The following is a 23,615-nucleotide window of genomic DNA, read 5'->3' on the forward strand; positions in this document are numbered from 1 at the left end:
AATTTAACAACTAACTGAAAGTTAATCGAATTTAGCCAGTTAGAACAATTCTTGTTGACCATTAATGTCAGCTTGCTCTTCGATACTCTGCTGCAGTCTTTCCTTTTTCATTTTCCGATAGTAGCGTTGCTTGCACAGCTTTATGATATGAAGTTGCTGTGCTGAGGTATAGGATAACCAATTAAAGCGTTCTTCCCTTTTGCGCATGCAACCTTGACAATACCCGCGATTGTCTACTGTGCATACGCCGACGCAGGGGCTGGGTACTTGAAAAAACTCGAGTTGTTCCATCTTTTCCCTCTGTTGAACTAACTATTAGAAGAATAGTCATAAAGCAAGATGAGGTACATAGTCTCGCGATTAAAGATCTGAATACGAATCCATGACTTCGAAATTCAGTATTGAAAGTCCACTATACTAAAGCTAACCTACTGCTGACAAAAAACAGTGTTTTATTAAATATGCTTATTCAATATCACACCTACTTGGAGCCAACTAAATGAAGATTAACAAAAAAGCGCTACTCGCTGCTGTTGTACTGCCCGTTTTGATCACAGCTTGTTCAGCGCAGAATTCTAATTCGGAAAAGAGCGTACAAGTTATCACACCGCAAGATCTTCAACATCACAACTGGAACTTAGCAAAAATTGATGGACAAATGATCTCTGTTGAAGACAAGAGCCAAACGCCTCGTTTGGAAGTCGGAGAGAATATGACCGTGAACGGTAACGCGGGCTGCAACAATTACTTTGGCCAGGGTGAACTTGAAGACGGTAAGTTCCGTGTCAAACAAATGGGCATGACAATGAAAATGTGTGGCGATGATGCCATGAACATTGAAATGTCTATGTCTAAGACACTATCCGATTGGAGCGAAATGACACTGACTAAAGAGTCATTAGTTTTAAAGGGTTCTGAGCATACTTTGACCTTCAAGCTCAGAGACTGGGTAAACTAAATATCCACGTCTTTGTTAAGTAGAATCGAATAGAAAAACCCTAGCTGCATGTTGTCGCTAGGGTTCATTCTATCTATTGGAAAATCATCACTTTCAAGCTCGCGCTTTCATCCACATCAATAAACTCAGGTGGATTATCTAAACGGTATTGAAACTCTAGTGCCGGCGCTTCTAGCTGCATACTTTCGATAAGAAAGTCAGGAGAAACTGTTGGGGAGTTAACACACGCCATAACAACCCCATCTTCGTTTAATAACTCAGGCAGACGCTTTAGTATCTTTTTGTAGTCTTTGGTTAAGGCAAAGCTTCCCTTCTGAAACGATGGCGGATCAATAATCACCATGTCATAAGGCCCACCCTTTTTAATTTTGCCCCAAGAGCGAAAGATATCATGCCCTAAGAAGGACACTTTCGATAAATCATGTTGATTAAGGCGGTGGTTATCGCGACCTTTATTGAGCGATGAACGCGACATATCAACATTCATAACACCGCAGGCCCCTGCTTGAATTGCTGCCACGGAAAAACCACAGGTGTAGGCAAATAGGTTTAACACCTTCTTACCCTGAGCTCTTTGTTGTACCCAATTTCGACCAAGACGCATATCCAGAAACAAACCAAAGTTCTGATTTCGACCAATATCAAGTTGATACTGACAACCAGACTCTATCACTACAGGTCGGGAATCTAATTCCCCATAGAGAACCTCTGTAGGAGCGCCTTCTTGATAGCGATGCTGTATCGCAATACATGAGCCACTGCGCTTTTGCCAGAGTTCCGATTGAGCCAATGCATCTAAACCCACTTTTAGAGTTTGCAGAAACTCGTCATCAACACTCTTAAACACATTGACGATCATTTGGCCTTGCACCCAGTCGCAAGTGATCTGCTCAAGTCCCGGCCAGTGCTTTCCTCTGCCGTGAAAAAGACGGCGAATTTCATTGGGGATACTGGTCAACTGTTGAGTTACTTCTTCAAAAAATACGGGTAACTCGCTGGCTAGCATTTCGCTTATTACTTGATTTTCGGCCATTGTAGACTCCAAGGTTCACTCCACTGATTAATATTTTCGCTCACTACTGGCTCTGTCCATTTACTACCACAAGCAGCAAATTCTCGAGGATCGCAGGTAAATTCAAATGACTCTTCATTAAATCCAAAACGCAACGCAAACGCATGCAAATAACCTCTGTCGGCATCGCTACTTGGATTGTAAATAGGGTCCCCAATTATCGGAGAACCTATAGACTTTAACGCGACTCGAATTTGATGGGTTTTACCTGTATGAGGTCGGCATAAAAAGAGTCGTTCACCCGGCTTCGCCGACAAAGAAAAAAACTGGGTGATTGCCGGATTCACCTTCGATGGCAATAATTTCCAGGAAGCTCGTCGAGACCGTTCCATATCCCCCTCGATTAAACCTTGTTTCTTTTTAGGTTTCTTAGCTCCGAGCGCGAGGTAGTACTTCTCTATTTTTTTGTGAGCAAAAAGCTGGGATAGCACACTGGCTGCCTGGTTACTTTTGGCCAGCAATAGCAAACCTGATGTCATCTTGTCGAGTCGATGCACCAGATAGAGTTTTTCACATTGCAATGCTTTGGCAACATCGTGTACCAGCATTGTATCACCATCATCTTTATGTACGCTGACATTAGGGTGTTTGTTGATCACCACAAAGTCATCACACGCGTATACGAGATCGAACATAAATCGTTTACAGTCCGTTAAATAATGTCGTCGATGATACACAAAAGCTGCCTAAAAGGCAGCTTTCACATCAGAGCTGTGGATACAGGAACACGGTCAAAACGGCAATTGGACAGACAAATTTAACGTACCATGGCCAAATCTTCCAAAACCACCCTTGTTCAATGTCCGGGTTGCCTTGTTTTATTTCTTCTAGCTGTTTGTTTCTATGCCAGATCCATCCGATGACAATTGCCCACACGACGCCTAGCAGAGGTTGCATATACATTGTTGAAATCGTTGCGACCAGATCAAACAGGCTAGAGAAGTTCACAACGATAATAACGCTAAGAATCAAAATGGCCAGACCAAGAATTTTAGCTGCTTTCTCACGTCGTATATTCAGCTCTTCATGCAAACACGCCACAGGCACTTCTAGCATAGCAATTGACGAGGTCAACGCCGCGATAACCATGAGTGCAAAAAACGCCAACCCAATAACTTCGCCAATGGGCCCCATCGTATCAAACAGGCTCGGCAGTACCGTAAATACCAGGTTACCCGAACTAATCAGCTCACCAACCTCATTAAAGATCTGCACCCCATTGTGCTTAGCAACAAACATCGCTGGCAAAATCAACAATCCTGCCGATAACGCAACACCAGTGTCAATAACTGCGACCTGGCCCGCCGTTCGCACAATATTAATGTCCTTTTTTAGATACGAGCCATATACCATCATCGCCCCAACCCCTAATGACAGAGAGAAGAAAGCCTGACCCATAGCGTTGACGACCAGCCCGGCATTGACATGACTCCAATCAGGGATCAAATACATTTCCAGGCCTTCAATAGCTCCCTCTTGAGTGAAAATATATCCAATCAAGACTGCGAAGAGAACAAACAGCAGAGGCATTAAGCGTGTAGACCACTTCTCAATGCCATTCGCCACCCCTTTTTGAACCACATAAACGGTCAAGCCCATAAAAAGAACCGTTAGCACAAGGTTTCTCGCCACACCGTATGTTTCGAGCCACTCGGCAAAACCCTTGAGCCCTACTAGCTCCATAACGGGCGCTGCGCCAAATCCAATGAGCCATCCAGCCAATATGGCGTAGAAGCTAAGAATGAGCGACGCTGCTAACATTGCAATGCTGCCAAATACGATAGCCAACGCCTGATTTCTAACCCAGATCTTTTTTAGCGATGCTATAGGATTTGATTGGCCATATCGACCAATAGTTAATTCAGCCACCAACATCGGAAACGCTAGCAAAACCATCATCAGCAGGTACATAACCAAAAACGCAGCACCGCCATTACTTGCAGTTTGCGTCGGAAAGCCCCAAACATTACCTAACCCAACAGCCGAGCCAGCGGCTGCCATGATGAATCCTATCCTTGAAGAAAATTGTCCCCTCGAACTACTTGCCATGATTTTATTACCAGTATTTCTATTGAATTAATGCTGCCAGAACAGGTGTGCAATAAACTTTACACCTCACGCACAGGCAGATAACTTTAAGTTAGTGGTAAGTAAAACAGCTTCACTGTAGGATTGAAAGCCCCAGCGCTATATTAGTCCAATTTTCACATTAACTTTAAAATAACACCCCACCATTGCAACCAAACATCAAAACTATTAACCAACAATAACATTGCGAGCACAACAATCACCCGCCGCATAGCTTATATAACGGTTTGATTTATCCTTTGTAACGTATGAAATTGCGTTAACATTCGCCCTTGTATTCCAAAACTCTCTTTTAAACATTATTATCTTAATAACTTCTTTTGATTAATTGGACTCTATGGACAAGGTCTATCATTTTCTTACATTAGCTGGACTTGCCGTCTATTGGTTGCTTGTCGCTGGTGTAACCATACGGGTCGTGCTTAAAAGACGCTCTGTGAGTGTTTCGCTCGCCTGGCTAATGGTTATTTACATCATTCCTGTCGTAGGCGTTATCTGCTACTTCATGTTTGGTGAGTTAAATCTTGGCAGAAAAAGAGCCGATCGAGCTAAAGATATGTTCCAGCCATTTGGTAATTGGTTCCATAAGCTAAATGACTGCACAGCCCATGTCCCCGATCAGTTAGGGATCCATATTTCCAAAATTGACTATTTGTGTAATAACCGAATTGGGATCCCTGCCCTATGCGGAAACACGTTAGATCTTCAAACTACACCCGAACAGATTTTACGTTCCGTGATTCAAGACATCGAAGAAGCGCAACATTCAATCAGAATGGTATTTTATATTTGGTATCCCGGTGGTTTAGCTGATTCTGTGGCGTCTGCCCTAATTCATGCATCTAAGAGAGGAGTAGATGTAAAAGTCTTACTCGATTCGGCCGGCAGCAATACTTTCTTTCGCAGCCACTGGGCTAAAATGCTCAAGGATAATGGCGTCTCGCTAGTCGAGGGCTTAGAGGTCAGTCCCTGGCGTATTTTTCTTCGTAGACTCGACCTTCGCCAGCACCGAAAAATCATTGTTATTGATGACGATATAGCCTATACCGGTTCAATGAATATGGTTGACCCTGCGTACTTCAAGCAGGGTTCAGGAGTGGGACAATGGATCGACATCATGGTTAGAGTGACGGGGCCAACGGTTAATGTTCTGTCTGCAATACATTGCTGGGATTGGGAAGTCGAAACTGGAGAGCGCTCATTCCCAGTACAACCTGAATGTGAGATAGAGATCCCTATTGACTCCAAACCCATCCAGGTGGTGCCTTCTGGCCCCGGAATGCCTGAACACTTGATTTATCAAGTCCTGACCCTTGCAATGCACCAAGCTAATCATTCAGTAACAATCACAACGCCTTATTTTGTTCCTAGCGCCGATTTGCTTGAAACCATCAAAATGACCGCGCAAAGAGGCGTGAAGGTGGAATTGATCATCCCACAAAAAAATGACTCGTTAATGGTGAAATGGGCGTCGCGTGCGTTCTACACTGAATTAATGGAAGCTGGCGTACAAATTCATGAGTTCTACGGGGGGTTACTGCACACTAAGTCGGTTGTGATTGATGAACTGTTTTGTCTTGTCGGTACAGTCAATATTGATATGCGCAGTCTATGGCTAAACTTTGAACTGACCTTAGCAGTGGAAGATCCTGTTTTCACAAAGGAAATGTACTCATTACAAAAAAATTATATGGCACAATCCGATACAGTTGATATGGAAACTTGGCACAGGCGAAGCCTATATAATCGCTTTTTTGAGCGTATTTTCTATTTGTTCAACCCGTTACTGTAAGATACGCACTCTATAATTCGATATGGTAAAAAGAGAGCTAGTTTGCTCTCTTTTTACCAATTTTAACGATTCTAACGCGTGTAACCAAATACCACTGATACTCCACAAGCGCTTCAAGTAGCACGTAATACTTTATTCTTTATAACAAGTTACCTCTAGTTCTTGAAACTCATCTCTCTTCATGGTTTATTGCACTAAGCAATCCAAAACATTAAGGACAGGGAATCGCAATGTCAGAAAGTAAAACAACAAAATTTGTCACCGCAGGTCGAGATAAAAAGTGGACAAAAGGCGTGGTTAATCCCCCTGTTCAGCGCGCTTCAACCGTTGTCTTTAACACCGTAGCTGAAAAGCAACACGCGACCATTAACCGAGCAAACAAAACGCTGTTTTATGGGCGCCGCGGCACTACTACTCATTTTGCTTTTCAAGATGCTATGACAGAAATTGAGGGGGGCGCTGGCTGTGCACTGTATCCATGTGGTACGGCTGCCATTTCAAACTCAATACTTTCTTTTGTAGAAACTGGCGATCATATTTTGATGGTCGACACATGCTATGAGCCGACAAGAGACTTCTGCGACAAAATCCTTAAGAAAATGGGAATTGAAACAACTTACTATGATCCGGTAATTGGTGCTGGTATTCGCGAATTAATTCGTCCAAATACCAAGATCCTATTTTTAGAATCCCCTGGCTCAATTACCATGGAAGTACAGGATGTACCCACCATGACTCGCGTTGCACACGAGCATGATGTGATTGTCATGTTAGATAATACTTGGAGTGCTGGTGTTGGTTTCTCTCCATTTGACTTTGGTGTTGATATCTCTATTCAGGCAGCGACCAAATACATCATTGGCCACTCCGACGTAATGCTTGGCACCGCTGTTGCCAATGAAAAGTGCTGGGACCAACTACGTGAACAGAGCTACCTTATGGGTCAGTGTGTTTCACCAGACGATGCATATTTAGGACTTAGAGGGATCCGTACTCTCGAACTACGTCTTAAGCAACACGCAGCCAACAGCTTAACGGTGGCCAACTGGTTACAATCTCGCCCTGAAGTAGATCACGTCCGTCACCCGGCGCTAGAAACGTGCCCTGGCAGCGAGTATTTTCATCGCGACTTTAGCTGCGGCAACGGCCTATTCTCATTTGTGTTAAAAACCACTTGCCCTCAGGCAACAACCGCCCTGCTAGATGGCATGAAACACTTTAGTATGGGGTATTCATGGGGCGGCTTTGAGAGCTTAATTTTGGCTAACGAGCCGAAAAGCTTTCACTCTTTAAGAACCGTTGCGAATCCAAACTTTGAAGGCACATTGATTCGACTTCATATCGGGCTTGAAGATACTGACGATCTTATTGCCGATTTGGCTGCCGGGTTAGAACGTTACAACTCGGTTCTTCAAGAAAAGCTGCATGTATAGACCTGCTTTATTTCTCAAATAACCACAGAAAAGCTCTAATGACTCATTAGGGCTTTTTGATTGGGTAATGCTAGCCGTCTTGCCATTGCAAGCCAAGATTTTCATAGCTATCAATGATCTTTTGTCTTCGATAGCAATCAACGCTGTGATCATTGATAAGCCCTGCAGCCTGCAAATGAGCGTACAATATGGTAGAGCCAACAAACTTAAAGCCACGTTTCTTCATATCTTTGCTAAGTGCATCTGAAACCGGTGACGTCGCAGGGTAATCTTCAAGTGATGACCATTGATTAACAATCACTCTGTTACCGACAAATCCCCAGATGTAATTTACAAAAGACCCAAACTCGCGCTGGATCTCTTGATAGCATTTCGCGTTATTTATCGTGGCACTGATTTTAGCTCGGTTACGTATTATCCCTGAGTCAATAACCAATCGAGCTTCATCTTCTTTGGTAAAACACGCGACTTTATCGACATCGAAATTAGCAAAGGCATTACGATAGCCTTCTCGTCGCTTTAGGATGGTGTACCAACTCAGACCGGCTTGTGCAGACTCTAGCACTAGAAATTCGAACATCGTTTTATCATCCAAGACAGGAACGCCCCACTCCTTGTCATGATACTCCACATAGTCCGGCTTGCTTTCATCAAGCCAAGGGCAACGTTTGCACATTACTTTTCCTTAGATAAATTAAAAGGCACGGCCCTTAGCCAGTGCCTCTGCTATTAGTTGACTACTTTCACCCGATGAAATAATCGATACAAGACTGGCACAACAATCAAAGTAAGAACTGTGGCAAAGCCCAATCCAAACATAATGGTCACCGCCATGGGTTTAAAGAAGATATCTGGTAGCAGCGGGATCATCCCTAAAATTGTCGTTATCGCTGCCATACACACTGGACGCACACGACTCAGCGCCGCGTCGACAACAGCAAGATACGGTTCTTTGCCTGATTTGATCTCAATTTCAATTTGATCAAGCAAAACAATCCCGTTTTTCAGCAACATACCAGACAAACTCAAAAATCCAAGAAGCGCCATAAAGCCAAATGGTGTATTTAATGCGAGCAACCCCGTCGTTACCCCTATCACAGCCAAAGGCACCGTTAACCATACAATTAATGCCTCTTTCACTGCATTAAAAAGGAAAATTGTAATGAGGAACATAAACAGGTAGCCCATCGGCATCGTCTTAAATAGAGACTCTTGAGCATCATTCGATGACTCATACTCACCTCCCCATTCAACAAAATATCCTGGCGGCAATTCGATCGCTTCAACCAAAGGTTGAATTCGTTTTTGTAACGTTGACGCCGTCTCTTCACCCAGCAAATCTGGATCGGAAAAAACGGTCAGCATTCGCTTTCGGTTCTTACGTACAATCAGCGGGTCTTCCCAACGTAAATCATAACCTTGTGTCACTTGTTGGAAAGGAATAAACGCAGCCAATGATGGACTCCAAATTTTAAGACCCTCGATGTTTCTAATGTCTACACGCTCATCTTCCGGAGGCCTTGCCACGATAGGAAGTAACGTCGTGCCATCACGGTACAAGCCAACAGACTTCCCAGAAAATGAGGTCATCAGTACATCATCAACATCCGACTTTGTGATGCCGTAACGTCTAGCCTGACTCTCGTTGAAAATAGGCTCCAACACCATAGTACGCTCACGCCAGTCATGACGAATATTATGCGCTCCTGGATCTGCATACATGATGTCCATAATTTCTTTGGCGATACCACGCAACACCGTTGGATCAGAACCGACAATACGCGCTTCGATTTTAGCACCACCACCGGGACCTAACTCTATCTGTTTAAGCTTGTAATTAATCTCAGGGAAGCTGTCACTCACGTAAACTCTAAAGCGCTTCATCAATGGTTCAAGCACCTCAAAACTGGTCACCCTAACAGTGATTTCACCGTATGCAGCGTAGCTTTTTTCTGGTGCGTAGGTCAGCATGAAACGCTGCAACCCTTTACCCGCTGTTGTGGTAATGTGTTCGGCTTCTGGCTGGTCAGCCAACCAATTCTCAAGTACCTTAAGTTTGGTGTTAGTGGCTCGAATGTCTGTCCCTTCTGGCAACCATACATCGACCTGGAATATTGGTGTTGTTGACGATGGGAAAAACGCCTGCTTTACCTGAGTAAAACCATAGAGTGCAACAACCAAGCTCACTAGCAGCACCATCATTGTCATCCATGCTCGATGCATACAAAACTCTAAGAATCGACGATAAACGACAAAGACAAACCCGTTATAAGGATCGCTGCCTTCTCCTGATTGCGTATTCTTTTGTCCTTTAAAAAAGATGTCGGCAAAAAATGGTGTCAACGAGATGGCTGTAAACCAACTCAACATCAATGAGATAAGTAGCACCGAGAACAATGTCCCACAATATTCACCTGTTGAGTCTTCTGACAAACCGATAGGTGCAAAAGCAGTCACTGCAATGACCGTAGCACCAAGTAAAGGCCATTTGGTTTGGGTTACGATATCTGTCGCCGCTTGTAAACGGGTTCGCCCTTTTTGAGTACCTATCAATATCCCTTCTACCACCACAATGGCATTATCCACCAGCATCCCTAAAGCGATAACTAAAGCACCTAATGAGATCCGCTGCAGATCGATCGCCATGTATTGCATAAAAATAAACGTGCCAAATACGGTAAGCAGCAATATCAAACCAATTAAAAGACCAGAGCGTAATCCCATGAAAAATAGCAAGACAACAATTACAATCGCGACAGCCTGCCCTAGGCTGATTACAAAGCCTCGAACTGACTTGTCAACTTCTTTGGGCTGGCTATAGATCTCTGAGATTTCGATCCCGATAGGCTGTTGGTATTTAAGCTCGGCCAATCGCCTATCTACACGTTTCCCCACCTCCACAACATTGACACCGCTGGCAAATGATATTCCGACATTAAGCGCGAGATCGCCGTTGAATGTTATGATGTTACTAGGAACTTCGACAAATCCACGTTTAATTTCCGCGACATCTCTAAGATAAATCAGTCCTGAAGAGCCACTCTCGTTAATGATCAAGTTGCCAAGTTCTGATACATCCGAGAATTCACCGGTTGGTTGGATACGAATATAGTCGTCACCAATTCTCGTAGCACCCGCGTCAGAGACCACGTTTTGGGTAGCAAGCAAATTGAATATCGTTTTTGGAGAAATGCCAAGCGCACTCATGCGTTTGATTGAGATTTCGATGAAGACTTGTTCTTGCTGATGCCCTGAAACAGAGACCTTACTTACACCATCGATTAGCTCGAGTTCGCGCCGCAGGTAGTCCACATAGTCCAGGATCTCCTTGTAACTGTACCCTTCACCAGTTAAAGCCAGCAAAACACCGTAAACATCTCCAAAATCGTCTATAACCGTTGGCATTTGTACACCTGGAGGCAAAGAACCATTTAAATCATTCACTTTGCGTCGCAGTTCATCCCAAATCTGTGGGAGGTCATCAGGGCCATAATTGTTTTTCATGGTCACGGTGATTTGCGACAAGCCTCGACTTGAAATGGAATTGACCTCGTCCACATAGGTTAGCTGTTGAATTGCTTTTTCTATGGGATACGTCACTTCTTCTTCTACTTGTTGTGGTGTTGCACCAGGGTAAGCGGTGACTACCATTGCATCTTTGATAGTAAACGCAGGATCTTCTAAGCGCCCCAAACCAAAGAAGGCTGACACGCCACCAATTAGGAAAATCAGAGAAACCATCCAGCTGATCACGCGGTTGCGGATAAAGTAGGCTGCAACACCCGTTATCTCATCGTCACTTTGAGGCTGCTTGCTTTGTTCTAGAGAACTCATAATTTCGCCTCCTGCGATATTACTTCCACTGTCATACCTTCTCTTAATCTCGGCACGCCCGCTGTCACGACACGCTCATTACTTTCTAAACCCTGTAGAATTTGTACTGTCGACTGTGACACCTTACCAGTGGCAACCTTTCGTTTCGATACCGTCTGCGTATCGTCGACAACCCATACAAATTTCTCATTATCTCTTAGAGAGTCTCCGTCAGCATTAAACAATGCACCAATAGGAACGGTCACACCAAGGTTGATTTTCAGCCCGACATCTCTTGCTTTAGAAGTCACATCAACGGCCATACCATCCAAGATGAACTCCGTTTCTGGCATTGGCAGAACTAGAGTCACTGTAAACGTGCCAAGGGCTGGATCCGGCTCCGTTGTATACTCTTTAACTTTCGCAATGTATTCATTGCCTGAGGGGACGCGCACAATGGACTCAATTTTAGCCAACGCTTCAGGTGTTGGCTGATTTACCGAAAAACGGTCAGGAAGCTGCAGAACCACTTCGACTTCTTCCAAACTATGAATGTTAACCACCTGCTGTCCAACAATGACATTCTCGAACTGTTCAGCCGATACTCTGGAAATAACCCCATCGACAGGGGCTTTTAGCTCGGTAAACGACAAGCGCAATTTAGCTAATTCCAATTCAGCTAATGCCATCGACCTTTGAGCGGCAATCTCATCAAATTGAGATTTAGCTAACAGTCCTTTTTTAACTAGAGGGCTCGAACGTCGGTACTGGCTATCTATCACACTGTATCTGGCCTGAGCATTATCAACGTCCAATCGATAATCGGTAGGATCAAGCTTAGCCAGAACATCTCCCTTTTTGACAAAATCCCCCTCTTTTAGCTCAATTTGCAAGATTTCACCCGCAACACGAAAACTAAGGTGTGAGCGCTCAGCGGCATTAGCAACCGCTGGAAAATACAGGCGGTTTTTTAAATCAGAGATTCCCAACTCGGTGACTTTGACTTTTGGAACCTCATCTCTCACGCCAATTTCAGGCTTGCTACAGGCTATAAGAAATACCGAGCAAATAAGTGCTGCAGCGTACTTTGAAACACTCATAAGCCTCGCTCCTTAATCCATTCCCTAACTCGCATCCCCGCCGTCATACTTCGCACCCCAGAGATAATGATTTGGTCACCATCCTCTAACCCCTCGATAATACGTCTTTGATCATCAAGCGATACGGCAACTTTTTCCACAATACCTTCATCTCCAACTCGCCAAACACACTCCTGACCATCCTCTTCAAAAAGCGCAGTATTAGGGATAACCGTTGCTCCCGAGCCAGATGCAGACACAGAAACCTGGCCACTCATGCCCGGTAATATGCCAACATCGCTCGGCCTTTCCATAATCATGGTTACTTTATACGCACCTGTGTTCGGATCAGCTTCCGTATCAATTTCTTGAAAAGTCAGTGGATAAGTATTGTTGGGTGCAGCATCAAAGATCATGTTGGCGTCAATTTCTGCTTTGGATTGCAGGCGGCTTAATAGCCTGTCAGGTAACTGAAATACCACTTTCATTAACGTATCGGACTGGATGTTCATCACCCCTTCTTTCGCCTGGACAAACTCAAAGTTATCTGCGGGAATAATCGAAATCGTTCCGTCATAGGGGGCGTATAAATTGGTGTAATCCAAATTGGCGCTGGCTTGAGACAGAGAAGCCCGGGCAGAGTTACGATTGGCTTTGGCTTGATCAAAATCCTGCTCTGAAACGACTTGATCTTTACGAAGTTTTAACGCCCTTTGATATTGAACATCTGCCAAGCGAAAAACTGCTTTGGCTTGTTTCTCCAACAAAGTGTATTCATCTGGATTTAACCGCGCTAACAGCTGCCCTTTTTCAACCTTTTGCCCAGAACGGATGTCAATGCTCATCAATTGCCCCGGCACGCGAAACGCCAACACGGCGCGATCGCCTGCTTCAGACACCGCTGGAAAGTCACGCTCAAACTTACTATTACCAACAGAAACAGAAAAGAGTTTGGCCGGCCTAGATTCTGGTTCGGGAACTGGTGGCGGCTCTTTTCCACAGGCGGTCAATAAAGTGCATGCAACAGCGACACCAAACAACTTTCTATACATTGCAAATCATCCATGTTTTTTACGTCTTAAAAACATAGCTTACTCAGTCAAAAATTGCCAACGTGAAAAAAGTATAAGTGGTTAATAAATAGTTGGAAATTTTATAATGACCAAGAAAAAAAAGGCACCTTACGGTGCCATTTTTTATAAATCCCTAAACTCTCGATTCACACGGAATGTCTCTGATGTGACATACGCTTCCATTTGTCTTACGTTATTCTCCATAGAATCTAGGTCTTGTGAGATGGTTGCCAGTAGTTCTTTTGCCGTTTGGCCTTGTTTCCATGGCTTGCTCTTTAGTCGATGTTCTTGTTGATGCTTCATTTGTTCAACAAAGTTATCAGGCTGTTTTTCGACCATAAGGCTCATCGCAATGTAAGCCAAAATCACTAAAAAACTACCCCCTAGTAATGCGGCTGAAATCACTAATATACGAATTAACCACACTTCAATACCAAAATAATTCCCCAATCCTGCGCATACACCGGTCAATTTACCATTCACAGGATCTCGATAAAGCTCCTTATGCATCATGGTTGCTTCTCCAATTTGGTGATTCAGCATCAAGGATCCTTTCTAGGTTTTCTACTCGCTGCTTCATTTGCTCTGCTTTTTTTGCCAGGTGCTGAAGCTCTTGATGTTCATCGCCCGATAAGCCAGTTTCCGCCTTGCGTTTACTTCGATAGTGCAGAAAAAGCCATAATGGGGCTACGAAAATAAGAAAAACAATTACTGGTCCTGCAATAAAAAAAGATGACATTCTTTCCCCCTAAATCATGGTTATTTTTCGTTCTTCTTCATCTGCTCTTTGAGTTTCGATAGCTCTTTCTCTATTTCATCTTGAGCCTGTAACTCTGCGAACTCTTGATCGAGTGATTTCGCATTACCTGACTGAGAGTACAAATCTGCTTCAGCTTCAAGCTCATCGACCTTGCGGGAGTATTGTTCAAACTTAGCCATTGCCTCATGTGTACGGCTGGTATGCAGATGCTTTTGGACATCACGACGATTATGAGCGGCTTGGTTTCGGATCAACAGAGCCTGTTGTTTCGCTCGAGTTTCAGCAATTTTCGTTTCAAGTTTGGCAATTTCACTGGTCAGTTTTTCAATGGTTTCGGCAACTAAGGTTTGTTCATCATGCAAACCTTTGATGATTTTCTCAAGTTTTTGCTTTTCAATGAGCGCGGCTCGCGCCAAGTCTTCACGCTGCTTAGTAATCGCCAAGCTGGCTTTCTGTTGCCACTCTGAAATTTGGTCTTCCATCGCCGACACTTTTCTCGCCAACTCTTTTTTGTCAGCGATAGCTTTCGCTGAGTTAGTGCGAACTTCTACAAGCGTGTCTTCCATTTCCTGAATTATTAGGCGGATCATTTTTTCAGGATCTTCTGCCTTGTCCAATAAAGCGCTAATGTTTGAGTTGACGATGTCAGCAAAGCGAGAAAAAATACCCATGATAGTTCTCCTAATTGATGTTCAAGGTTACAACGAATAGCACATTTGCATGACAGGAGGTCATTTCTGGCTATTCATATATATTCTGTTCCATCCAAATACCGTGCCAAGTAGTTTAGTTGATATATATCAATTAATTAGCTCAATTTATATTCGATTTTTATATACTATGCTAAGCTTGATTACCAACATTTGGTAATTTAAACCAACAGTAGAGTATCTAATGGCCCAGAATCTCATCGGTGAATCTCCTGCTTTCTTATCGGTCCTAGATAAGGTCTCCAAATTGGCTCCGATAGAGCGACCCGTATTAATTATCGGTGAGCGCGGTACCGGTAAAGAGCTCATTGCTCAGCGGCTGCATTACTTATCAAAGCGTTGGGACCAACCATTGGTGTCACTCAATTGCTCGACTCTGAGCGAAGGGTTGATTGATTCAGAACTGTTCGGTCACGAATCTGGGGCGTTTACCGGTGCTAAAGGTCGTCATCAGGGACGCTTTGAGCGAGCTGAAAGTGGCACTTTGTTTCTTGACGAACTGGCTACGACGCCACTTTCTGTACAGGAAAAGCTGTTACGAGTCATTGAATATGGCCAATATGAACGCGTGGGCGGTAGCCAATCTCTTGATGCTAATGTACGTTTAGTCTGTGCGACGAACGAAGATTTGCCGAAGTTAGCGGCTCAAAATAAATTTAGAGCTGACCTACTTGATCGATTGGCATTTGATGTCATCCACCTTCCTCCTCTGCGCGAGCGACGTGAAGATATCGCACTACTTGCTGAATACTATGCCATTAAAATGTGTCGAGAACTTGGGTTGCCTTTTTTCGTTGGCTTTAGTGAGCATGCTTGGTTGTTACTCAGTGAATATCGTTGGCCAGGCAATGTCCGAGAACTAAAAAATGTTGTAGAGCGAGCCGTCTATCAACATGGTAACCAAGAAATGCCTATAAACCATCTCACAATCAATCCATTTGAATCTCAGTACTCACTTGATTCTCAGCTCATTAAAGCATCAAAAAGCGAAGCAGAATCCACTGAACCTAAAAGCCCGAAAAAAGAGGCAGAGGTTGCCACGGCTAGCGAACCACGTAGTATCGTCTTTCCTATCGATTTTAAACAGTGGCAAAAAGACACAGAGATCAGCGTGATCAGACAAGCACTACAGTCAGCACAATACAACCAGAGAGCGGCAGCGAAATTGCTGGGTTTGAGTTATGATCAACTAAGAGGGTTCGTTCGAAAATACAAATTGGTCTAAATGTGAACTCTTAATAGAATTATCCCTAACAATTCAATAGATAAGTGATGACATTGCTTGGTGTGAGGAATTAAAAAATGTTAGATTATGCGGATCATAAGACAAATTCCCCTTCTCTTAATAAAAGTTAGCGGCACTATGAAGGCACTATTCCAAATTACCATAGCTCTTACCGGCCTTGCCTTCCTGTCTGGCTGCGGAGATAAAGTGGATCACTCAGATATACGTAAAGACGGTTTTGTCTTTTGTGATCAAGGGCGACCGAGCACCTTTAATCCGCAACTTGTCGACAGTGGCATTACTGTCGAGTCTATTGCTCCGCAAATATTCGATACTTTGCTGACACTCGATCCCAATAGCCACCAACCAGTACCCAATATCGCAACGCAATGGAGTGTTAACGAAAAAGGCACCCAATACACATTCAAGTTAAGAGAAGATGTTCACTTTCAAACCACCGCCTGGTTTACCCCAACGCGAAAACTCACTGCAACAGACGTGGTATTTAGTTTTAAGCGAATTATCGACCCAGAAAACCCATTTCATAGTGTTAGCGACAGCGTTTACCCATGGTTTGCTGGGATCTCTTTTGGTAAGTTAGTGAAAGATATCGTTGCTCTTGATGATCAGACAGTACAATTTACCCTGACCAAACCTGATAACTCATTTATCTCCAACATTTCTACGGCTCACGCCCCCATCCATTCAGCGGAATACGCTGGGCAACTACTATTTAAAGACAATAAAATTCAAATTGATACTCATCCAGTAGGGACGGGGCCTTTTTACTTAGATGAATATCAAGTCTCTGATTTAGTACGCTTAAAGCGTAATCCTGATTATTGGCGAAACGATGTAAAAATGGCGCAAGTTGTGTTTGACATTTCACATCGCGGTGCTGGCGCATTGGCTAAGTTGCTACGAGAAGAGTGTGATGTGCTTAACTCCCCTATCTCTAGCCAAATCCCTGTCATTCAAAACGAGAAATCGATTGAACTAAAAGCAAAACCTGCAATGAACGTATCGTTTATCGCGATCAACACAGGCCACAGTGCGTTGAGCGATGCTCGTGTGCGAAAAGCACTGAATTTAGCGATTAATCGAGACTCGATCTTGGAAGCGGTATATTACGGTACCGGTCAAAAGGCCTACTCTTTATTGCCACCAAGTTCTTGGGCCCATCAAAAAGATCCCATTCAAGTTAGATACGATAGAAACTATGCCATGGCTTTGTTAAGAGAGGCTGGCTACGCCGATGGCTTAGAATTGACAATGTCTGTTCCGCTGGAGGCTCGCGTATATAACCCTAGCCCACGTAAAACTGCAGAGCTCATTCAAGCAAATTTCGCCGACATTGGCGTAAAGTTAAATATTCTTACCGATGAACGAGTCGATAGAACCGAACTATCAAACATTGAAAATGTCGATCTATTACTGACCGGGTGGACAGGTAATACTGGCGATCCTGATAACTACTTAAGGCCGCTCCTTTCGTGCTCATCTGAAAAAGTAGGCCTCAACTTATCGATGTGGTGTAATTCTGACTTTGACTTCCTTTTGGATTTAGCTTTAGAGGTGAGCGAAGTCAGGTATCGTTTAAATTTGTATCGACAAGCGCAAAACGTCCTCAACGCCGAAATGCCAGTGATCCCTATTGCTCATGGCCAAAAATTCCAGGCGCACAGTAAGTCGCTCAAGGGCTTCAAAACCAGCCCTTTTAATGCTCAACCATTTGACGAAGTAGAGAGGATCGAATAGATGTTTTGGTATTCTGTCAGACGATTCAATTTATTTATCATTACATTGTTAATGCTAACCATGGTTGGGTTCTCTTTGTTACGCTTAGAGCCAGACTCGGTATGGACCAGCCAGCCTTTTTTCACTGGATGGTTAGCCTATTTACAACAACTTTCTCATCTTAATTTTGGGCTGACCAAAGATGGTGTCCCTATTGCACAAGAGCTTTCTGCTGTACTCCCAGCGACGTTAGAACTCTGCCTGGTTGCATTCACCTTATCCGTCGTCATTGGCATTCCTGCTGGAACTTTGGCTGGGATGAAGCAAGGCAAATGGCTTGATACCATTATTTCGTTTACTTCCATGGTTGGCTACGCAGCACCACTATTCTGGATTGCGTTACTGATGATTATGTATTTTTCACTGAATTTTCAGTGGTTTCCTGTCGCTGGGCGCTACGACTTGTTGTATGAAATTGACCATCTCACGGGGTTTGCGCTGATTGATGCCTATTTAACAGAGGGACCATATCGAGCAAAAGCTTTGCAAAGTGTTATTGAGCATATGATATTGCCGTGTTTGGTTTTGGCTTTGGCGCCAACAATGCAGGTCATTCGCATGATGAGGACCTCAGTAACAGAGGTGATGAGTAAAAACTATATCCGAGCGGCTCGAATAAAAGGTTTGTCCAATTACGAAATCGTTATTGAGCATGTACTGAGAAACGCGATCCCCCCTATCATCCCGAAGCTGGGTGTTCAATTGTCAAGTATGCTCACTCTGGCGATCATGACAGAGTCGATTTTTAACTGGCCCGGTATCGGTCGTTGGCTACTTGATGCACTGTCTAACCAAGATTATGCTTCAATTCAGGCTGGCGTTATTGTCGTGGCGACGATTGTGCTTGCGGCGAGCATTGTTTCAGATCTTGTTGGCGCGATGATCAATCCATTGGTAAGGAAGGAATGGTATGCTAGTCGATAACGTCTATCAGGAAGAACATATCCCCGGTCAATGGGAACGATTTGGACGCAGTTTCCGCTCAAATAGCCTTTCTATGTTCGGCCTTTGGTGTTTAGGATTTATTTTACTCCTCACCATATTATCGCCGTGGTTAACGCCCTACGAGCCAATGGCTCAAAGTTCAAATCTATTGATTCCACCGTCATGGGATCCAAAAGGCACTGTCGATTTCTTTTTTGGTACCGACGATCTAGGGCGGGATATTCTTTCTAGAATCCTTGATGGCTCAAGGCTCTCTTTTGGTGCTGCGATTATTATCACCTCCATTTCAGCGTTGATTGGATGCTTGATTGGGGTGCTAGCGGGAATGACTAAAGGCTTATTGTCGAGCACGCTCAATCACTTGCTCGACACAGTTATGTCGATCCCTTCGCTGCTGCTGGCAATTATCTTCGTTGCTTTTTTAGGGACTGGCGAATTCAATATTTTGTTGGCGATTTGCTTGGCGCTGATCCCACGTTTTATCCGCTCCGTTTATGTGGCAGTTCATACCGAAGTGGAAAAAGACTACATCATGGCAGCACGGCTAGACGGAGCGAACGACTTTTATTTACTCTGGAACTCAATATTACCCAACATTCTCACCGTGATTGCCGCTGAGTTCACGTTTGCGCTTTCCATTGCGATTTTAGACATCACTGCTCTTGGATTTCTTGGCCTAGGGGCTCAAGCTTCAAGCAGTGAGTGGGGAGCAATTCTTGCCGATGCTGCGGAGCTTCTCTATCTTGCTCCTTGGACAGTGATCCTTCCAGGTCTCGCAATACTCTTTACCGTTGTTGTCGTCAATATTGTCGGTGAAGGCGTTCGTAGCGCGCTAAATGCAGGAACCGAATAATGCCAGTATTAGATATCCGACACTTAACCATAGAAATTGAAACTCCACAGGGGATGGTTAAAGCCGTCGATAAGATGAGCTTTACCATCAATGACGGGGAGATTCGTGGTTTGGTTGGTGAGTCTGGCTCCGGTAAGAGTTTGGTCGCTAAAGCGATTGTTGGCGTATGTAAGGACAATTGGCGAGTGTCTGCAGACCGCATGCGACTCGGAAACATCGACCTATTGCAACTGACCCCAAAAGAGCGCCGTCGGGTTATTGCTCGTGACGTCGCTATGATATTTCAAGAGCCATCGACCTGTCTTGACCCGTCTGAAGAAGTTGGCAAGCAGCTCATTGAATCGATACCATCTCGATCTTTTACCGGAAAATGGTGGGAGCGATTCAAATGGCGTAAAAAGCAAGCTATTGCCCTACTGCATAAAGTGGGTATCAAAGAGCATACCCGAGTCATGAATAGCTATCCTCACGAGCTAACAGATGGTGAATGCCAAAAGATCATGATATCGATGGCCATTGCCACGAAGCCTAGACTATTGATTGCAGATGAGCCTACAAATGATTTGGATCCAATCACTCAATCCCAAATCCTGCGTCTGCTTAGCCGAATGAATCAGCTCAACAATACCACTATCATATTGATCGGCCATGATTTAACAACCATCACTCAATGGGCCAATCGTATTACGGTCATGTATTGCGGTCAGTCTGTTGAATCTGCTGATACCCAAAAAATTCTCCAAGCACCAAAGCACCCTTATACGGTTGCCTTGTTAAGAGCGATGCCAGACTTCAATGATTGGATCCCACATAAAGAGAAACTCCAGTCACTTCCAGGATCAATCCCCCCACTGCAGCACTTACCAATAGGCTGCCGACTTGGGCCAAGATGTCCATATGCGCAGCGCCAGTGCGTCGAGATACCACGGGCTAGACGTATTAAAAATCACAAATTTAGCTGCCACTTTCCGCTTAATATGGAGAAAAATAAATGAGTGCGTTACTCGAGGTAAACAATCTTGCCAAAGATTTCACGACGCGCTCCAAACTATTTAAGCGCAAAGTGCAACATGCTGTAAAACCAGTGAGTTTTAGTTTGGAAGCGGGACAAACCATTGGTTTTATTGGACAGAATGGCTCAGGGAAATCGACCCTCGCGAGAATGCTTTCTGGTGTTGTGGAGCCTACATCCGGTGAAATTAGAGTCAATGGAGAGCGTTTAGAGCATAAAGATTACTCTACACGCTGTAAGCTGATTCGCATGATTTTCCAAGACCCGAACACGTCACTCAACCCACGCATTCAAATTGGTAGGATCCTTGAAGGCCCGCTAAAAAGAAACACCAACATGACTCCTGAAGCTCGAATGAACCGAGTGAAAGCGACTCTAATGCGAGTCGGGTTGTTACCAGAACATGCTCATTACTATCCGCAAATGCTTGCCACAGGGCAAAAACAGCGCGTTAACTTGGCAAGAGCCCTTATCCTTCAGCCTTCCATTATCGTGGCCGATGAAGCTCTCAACGGTCTAGACATGGCAATGCGCTCGCAGATCATCAACTTGTTTCTAGAACTGCAGGAAGAGATGGGGCTATCGTTTGTTTATGTGTCCCAACACCTGGGAATCATTAAGCATATTACCGACAAAGTGATGGTGATGCATGAAGGTGAAGTAGTCGAATACGGTGACACTCAAGAGGTATTGGCCAATCCTCAGCATCATATCACCCAACGCATGGTCGAAAGCCATTTCAACAAAGCACCCATCCATCGCTAAACGTAACAAAGGGAGCAGTTTGCTCCCTCGACCTTTTGACCCAGTTATACTTCTGAAATAAGTAACATTTACTCGTTGTCAGCCTGGTTGAGTGGCTTTATTACCTTAGCAGGAGAGCCTCCAACTAGGGTGTCTTCAGGTACATCTTTTGTTACGACTGAACCCGCAGCAACTACTGAACGAGCCCCAATAGTAACGCCCTGACAAATGACCACATTACCACCTATCCATACATCGTCTTCGACGGTTATCGGTAGGCACGTCGTCTCAAAATCACGCCTAGGTTTATAGTGAAGTGGGTGTGATGGCGTGTAAAACTGAGTATTCGGGCCAATAAGAATATTGTTACCCAGCGTGATGGGCGCATTATCTAACATGGTCACTCCCATATTAATAAAGACACCATCACCAATGGTAATGGTTTTACCAAACTCGCAGTGAAAAGGCGGCATCACTGCGCACATCCCTTTACATTCACCAACAATGTCTTTAAACAAGGCCGCACCTTCCATTGGAGGCGTCGAATTGAATTTTTGCAACGCGTAAAACGTTTTTGTTCTTAGTGCATGTATGCTTTTATCAAGGGTATCAAAGTCTTCCCCTGCGAGCATTTTCTCAAGTTCAGTCATGTACAACATCCTCAGTCGAACTGTAGAAGAAATAACATAACCTACTAAAGATAATAGGGAAAATAAAGAGCAGGGTTAACACAATACCATGGGTAAGTGAAACTAGCCTGTTGTTAGAGAAACAGGCTAATCGTTCTCAAAGAGTTAGCGTGCCTTACTGGCTTGCTTTTTTAATTCAAAATCAAATTCATCAGGAAAAAGAATAACGCCTTCTTCATTTTGATTTGGAAAAACGACCACAGACAATTCGTCTTCTTCTAAGCCATAGCTCCAGCGACTATGCCATTTGTTCAGCGAAATAGCTTCAGGCTTACACTCTTCCCACTCGCCCGTTGCCCAGGCCTGAGCAAACTCTTGATGCGGCCAAACGGGTACACAGTCTTCGTCTTCCGTATTTAGCATGACACAACCATGCTCATCGGTAAGTATCCAAATTTCTCTTTGAGCCACCATTTCCTTGATGCTGTACTTTAGCCGCTTTTCTCCATCGTAATTTGAGATTTGTTCGATTTGTTGCGGATCTAAGGTTGAGGTCATTTTTGTTCTACCTATCGGTTGGGAAACAAACGTTCTAATGAACTTCTATTATTCTAGTGCAATAAAAAACCCTAGTACTAACAATAAGTACTAGGGCTTAACAAATTTTGGCTAACGAAGAGTTATACCAGTTCGTTTTGAAGCCAAGGCCAACCTTGTTTCTTACGACTTAGCGTATTTTCCATCATTAACTGGCCATCTTGTTCGTGCTTAACCAGTTTTTCAGCCCACTCACCTTTATAGATCAAACGAGTTTGAGCCGTAGTAATGTCGGTTAACATCACAGCAGCAAACGCCAGCTTGTCTTCAGTACAACGACGTACTAAGTCCGCTTCAAGTGCTTCGATCATGCCGTCAACTTGATCAAGTGTTGCAAGCTCTACTTGACCTACGACAACATCACGTCCATTAAACGGGTAGGCTTTCAGGTCTTTTTCAACCAACTCGGCCGCCGTTAGGCCTTCGATGTTGGTTTTTGCAATCAATAGAGCTTTGATGAACGCATCTAAATCTTCGATACCTGCGATAGCCGCAAGCTCTTGAACTGCATCTTTGTCTTTTTGAGTGCACGTCGGAGAAGCAAAACCTACTGTATCAGAAAGAATTGCGGACATCATTAGAACCGCGAGAGGCTTGGTGATTTCTGCTTGTTCCATCTTGAATAGGTTAAATAAAATTGTACACGTACAACCTACAGGCCAAATCCAAGCTTCAAGTGGGTTTACTGTCATCACGTCGCCTAGGCGGTGGTGATCGACTATACCCAAGATTTCTGCTTCATTGATGTCATCTGGCGCTTGTGCAAGATCGGTGTAATCCACTAACCATACTTTCTCGCCCGCTACCGAATCGCGAAATTCAGGTTGATCTACTCCAGCTGTCGCAAGGATGTGCTGTGTTTCTCTATTGATTTCACCTTGACGAACAGGCTTAGCTTCAAGACCTCTAGACTTAAGAAGTTCCGCCGCAACTAGAGCACCGCAGATACTATCACTGTCTGGGTTTTTATGACCGACAACTAGAATCATTTTTATTCCTATCAAGTTCTATTGATTGCTGCAATGACCATTGTCC

23 protein-coding genes are annotated in these 23,615 nt (G+C 44.1%); 9 read left to right on the forward strand and 14 right to left on the reverse strand.

The window, feature by feature from the left end:
* Positions 1-39: 39 nt before the first annotated feature.
* Positions 40-291 carry a DUF1289 domain-containing protein gene (locus LNL84_RS11800; RefSeq protein WP_244357566.1) on the reverse strand — a complete coding sequence of 84 codons (252 nt, stop codon included), beginning with the start codon at positions 289-291 and terminating at the stop codon, positions 40-42.
* A 208-nt stretch (positions 292-499) separates the two neighbouring features.
* Between LNL84_RS11800 and LNL84_RS11805 the strand changes: the two genes are divergently transcribed.
* A complete protein-coding gene (locus tag LNL84_RS11805; protein ID WP_244357569.1) occupies positions 500-958 on the forward strand; it encodes an META domain-containing protein in 459 nt (152 codons plus the stop codon).
* Positions 959-1,031: 73 nt separating this feature from the next.
* Here the strand turns inward: LNL84_RS11805 and LNL84_RS11810 are convergent, their stop codons facing one another.
* From LNL84_RS11810 to LNL84_RS11820, 3 genes are all read right to left on the reverse strand, one after another.
* Positions 1,032-1,964 (reverse strand): class I SAM-dependent methyltransferase, encoded by a 933-nt coding sequence (locus tag LNL84_RS11810; RefSeq protein ID WP_244357723.1) that lies wholly within the window; start codon positions 1,962-1,964, stop codon positions 1,032-1,034.
* Positions 1,965-1,972: 8 nt separating this feature from the next.
* Positions 1,973-2,665, reverse strand: a complete 693-nt coding sequence (locus LNL84_RS11815; protein WP_244357572.1) for a TIGR01621 family pseudouridine synthase — start codon at positions 2,663-2,665, stop codon at positions 1,973-1,975.
* Positions 2,666-2,735: 70 nt separating this feature from the next.
* On the reverse strand, positions 2,736-4,079 hold the full coding sequence (locus tag LNL84_RS11820; RefSeq protein WP_244357574.1) for a sodium-dependent transporter: 1,344 nt from the start codon (positions 4,077-4,079) through the stop codon (positions 2,736-2,738).
* 376 nt (positions 4,080-4,455) lie between these two features.
* Between LNL84_RS11820 and cls the strand changes: the two genes are divergently transcribed.
* Positions 4,456-5,910 carry a cardiolipin synthase gene (cls, locus tag LNL84_RS11825; protein WP_244357577.1) on the forward strand — a complete coding sequence of 485 codons (1,455 nt, stop codon included), beginning with the start codon at positions 4,456-4,458 and terminating at the stop codon, positions 5,908-5,910.
* 230 nt (positions 5,911-6,140) lie between these two features.
* Positions 6,141-7,343 (forward strand): cystathionine beta-lyase, encoded by a 1,203-nt coding sequence (locus LNL84_RS11830; RefSeq protein WP_244357580.1) that lies wholly within the window; start codon positions 6,141-6,143, stop codon positions 7,341-7,343.
* Between the two features lie 70 nt (positions 7,344-7,413).
* Here LNL84_RS11830 and LNL84_RS11835 read toward each other — a convergent pair whose 3' ends face one another.
* The 7 genes from LNL84_RS11835 to pspA all read right to left on the reverse strand — a co-directional run bounded on the left by LNL84_RS11835 (position 7,414) and on the right by pspA (position 14,739).
* Entirely contained in the window at positions 7,414-8,019 is a 606-nt protein-coding gene (locus tag LNL84_RS11835) for a DNA-3-methyladenine glycosylase I (protein WP_244357583.1), read from the reverse strand.
* Between the two features lie 53 nt (positions 8,020-8,072).
* Complete coding sequence (locus tag LNL84_RS11840) at positions 8,073-11,177, reverse strand: efflux RND transporter permease subunit (protein WP_244357586.1); 3,105 nt, start codon at positions 11,175-11,177, stop codon at positions 8,073-8,075.
* Positions 11,174-12,256: an efflux RND transporter periplasmic adaptor subunit gene (locus LNL84_RS11845; protein ID WP_244357588.1), complete on the reverse strand. Its 1,083-nt coding sequence runs from the start codon at positions 12,254-12,256 to the stop codon at positions 11,174-11,176. Before LNL84_RS11845 ends, LNL84_RS11840 begins: the two co-directional genes overlap by 4 nt.
* On the reverse strand, positions 12,253-13,287 hold the full coding sequence (locus tag LNL84_RS11850) for an efflux RND transporter periplasmic adaptor subunit (RefSeq protein WP_244357591.1): 1,035 nt from the start codon (positions 13,285-13,287) through the stop codon (positions 12,253-12,255). The genes LNL84_RS11845 and LNL84_RS11850 overlap by 4 nt, the downstream gene beginning before the upstream one ends.
* Before the next feature lie 144 nt (positions 13,288-13,431).
* Positions 13,432-13,818: an envelope stress response membrane protein PspC gene (gene pspC, locus LNL84_RS11855; protein ID WP_244357724.1), complete on the reverse strand. Its 387-nt coding sequence runs from the start codon at positions 13,816-13,818 to the stop codon at positions 13,432-13,434.
* Positions 13,811-14,047: an envelope stress response membrane protein PspB gene (pspB, locus tag LNL84_RS11860; RefSeq protein WP_244357594.1), complete on the reverse strand. Its 237-nt coding sequence runs from the start codon at positions 14,045-14,047 to the stop codon at positions 13,811-13,813. Before pspB ends, pspC begins: the two co-directional genes overlap by 8 nt.
* A 20-nt stretch (positions 14,048-14,067) precedes the next feature.
* Positions 14,068-14,739, reverse strand: coding sequence for a phage shock protein PspA (pspA, locus tag LNL84_RS11865; RefSeq protein WP_244357597.1), 672 nt, complete (start codon positions 14,737-14,739; stop codon positions 14,068-14,070).
* A 223-nt stretch (positions 14,740-14,962) separates the two neighbouring features.
* Between pspA and pspF the strand changes: the two genes are divergently transcribed.
* From pspF to LNL84_RS11895, 6 genes are all read left to right on the forward strand, one after another.
* The gene (gene pspF / locus LNL84_RS11870) at positions 14,963-16,003 is read left to right on the forward strand and encodes a phage shock protein operon transcriptional activator (RefSeq protein ID WP_244357601.1); all 1,041 of its coding nucleotides are present in this window, start codon (positions 14,963-14,965) and stop codon (positions 16,001-16,003) included.
* 138 nt (positions 16,004-16,141) lie between these two features.
* Complete coding sequence (locus LNL84_RS11875) at positions 16,142-17,761, forward strand: ABC transporter substrate-binding protein (protein ID WP_244357603.1); 1,620 nt, start codon at positions 16,142-16,144, stop codon at positions 17,759-17,761.
* Positions 17,762-18,724 (forward strand): ABC transporter permease, encoded by a 963-nt coding sequence (locus LNL84_RS11880; RefSeq protein ID WP_244357606.1) that lies wholly within the window; start codon positions 17,762-17,764, stop codon positions 18,722-18,724.
* Positions 18,711-19,598, forward strand: coding sequence for an ABC transporter permease subunit (locus LNL84_RS11885; protein WP_244357609.1), 888 nt, complete (start codon positions 18,711-18,713; stop codon positions 19,596-19,598). Before LNL84_RS11880 ends, LNL84_RS11885 begins: the two co-directional genes overlap by 14 nt.
* A complete protein-coding gene (locus tag LNL84_RS11890; RefSeq protein WP_244357612.1) occupies positions 19,598-20,593 on the forward strand; it encodes a peptide ABC transporter ATP-binding protein in 996 nt (331 codons plus the stop codon). Before LNL84_RS11885 ends, LNL84_RS11890 begins: the two co-directional genes overlap by 1 nt.
* Positions 20,590-21,375 carry a peptide ABC transporter ATP-binding protein gene (locus LNL84_RS11895; RefSeq protein ID WP_244357615.1) on the forward strand — a complete coding sequence of 262 codons (786 nt, stop codon included), beginning with the start codon at positions 20,590-20,592 and terminating at the stop codon, positions 21,373-21,375. The genes LNL84_RS11890 and LNL84_RS11895 overlap by 4 nt, the downstream gene beginning before the upstream one ends.
* A gap of 68 nt (positions 21,376-21,443) precedes the next feature.
* On the opposite strand, the gene LNL84_RS11900 is transcribed toward LNL84_RS11895, so the two are convergent.
* The 3 genes from LNL84_RS11900 to LNL84_RS11910 all read right to left on the reverse strand — a co-directional run bounded on the left by LNL84_RS11900 (position 21,444) and on the right by LNL84_RS11910 (position 23,569).
* Positions 21,444-22,004, reverse strand: coding sequence for a sugar O-acetyltransferase (locus LNL84_RS11900; protein ID WP_244357618.1), 561 nt, complete (start codon positions 22,002-22,004; stop codon positions 21,444-21,446).
* Positions 22,005-22,148: 144 nt separating this feature from the next.
* Positions 22,149-22,541, reverse strand: a complete 393-nt coding sequence (locus LNL84_RS11905) for a DUF2750 domain-containing protein (protein ID WP_244357621.1) — start codon at positions 22,539-22,541, stop codon at positions 22,149-22,151.
* Positions 22,542-22,663: 122 nt separating this feature from the next.
* The gene (locus LNL84_RS11910; RefSeq protein ID WP_244357624.1) at positions 22,664-23,569 is read right to left on the reverse strand and encodes a manganese-dependent inorganic pyrophosphatase; all 906 of its coding nucleotides are present in this window, start codon (positions 23,567-23,569) and stop codon (positions 22,664-22,666) included.
* Positions 23,570-23,615 lie beyond the last annotated feature (46 nt).

Origin of the sequence: Vibrio gelatinilyticus (assembly GCF_022836845.1) — a bacterium.
GTDB lineage: Bacteria > Pseudomonadota > Gammaproteobacteria > Enterobacterales > Vibrionaceae > Vibrio > Vibrio gelatinilyticus.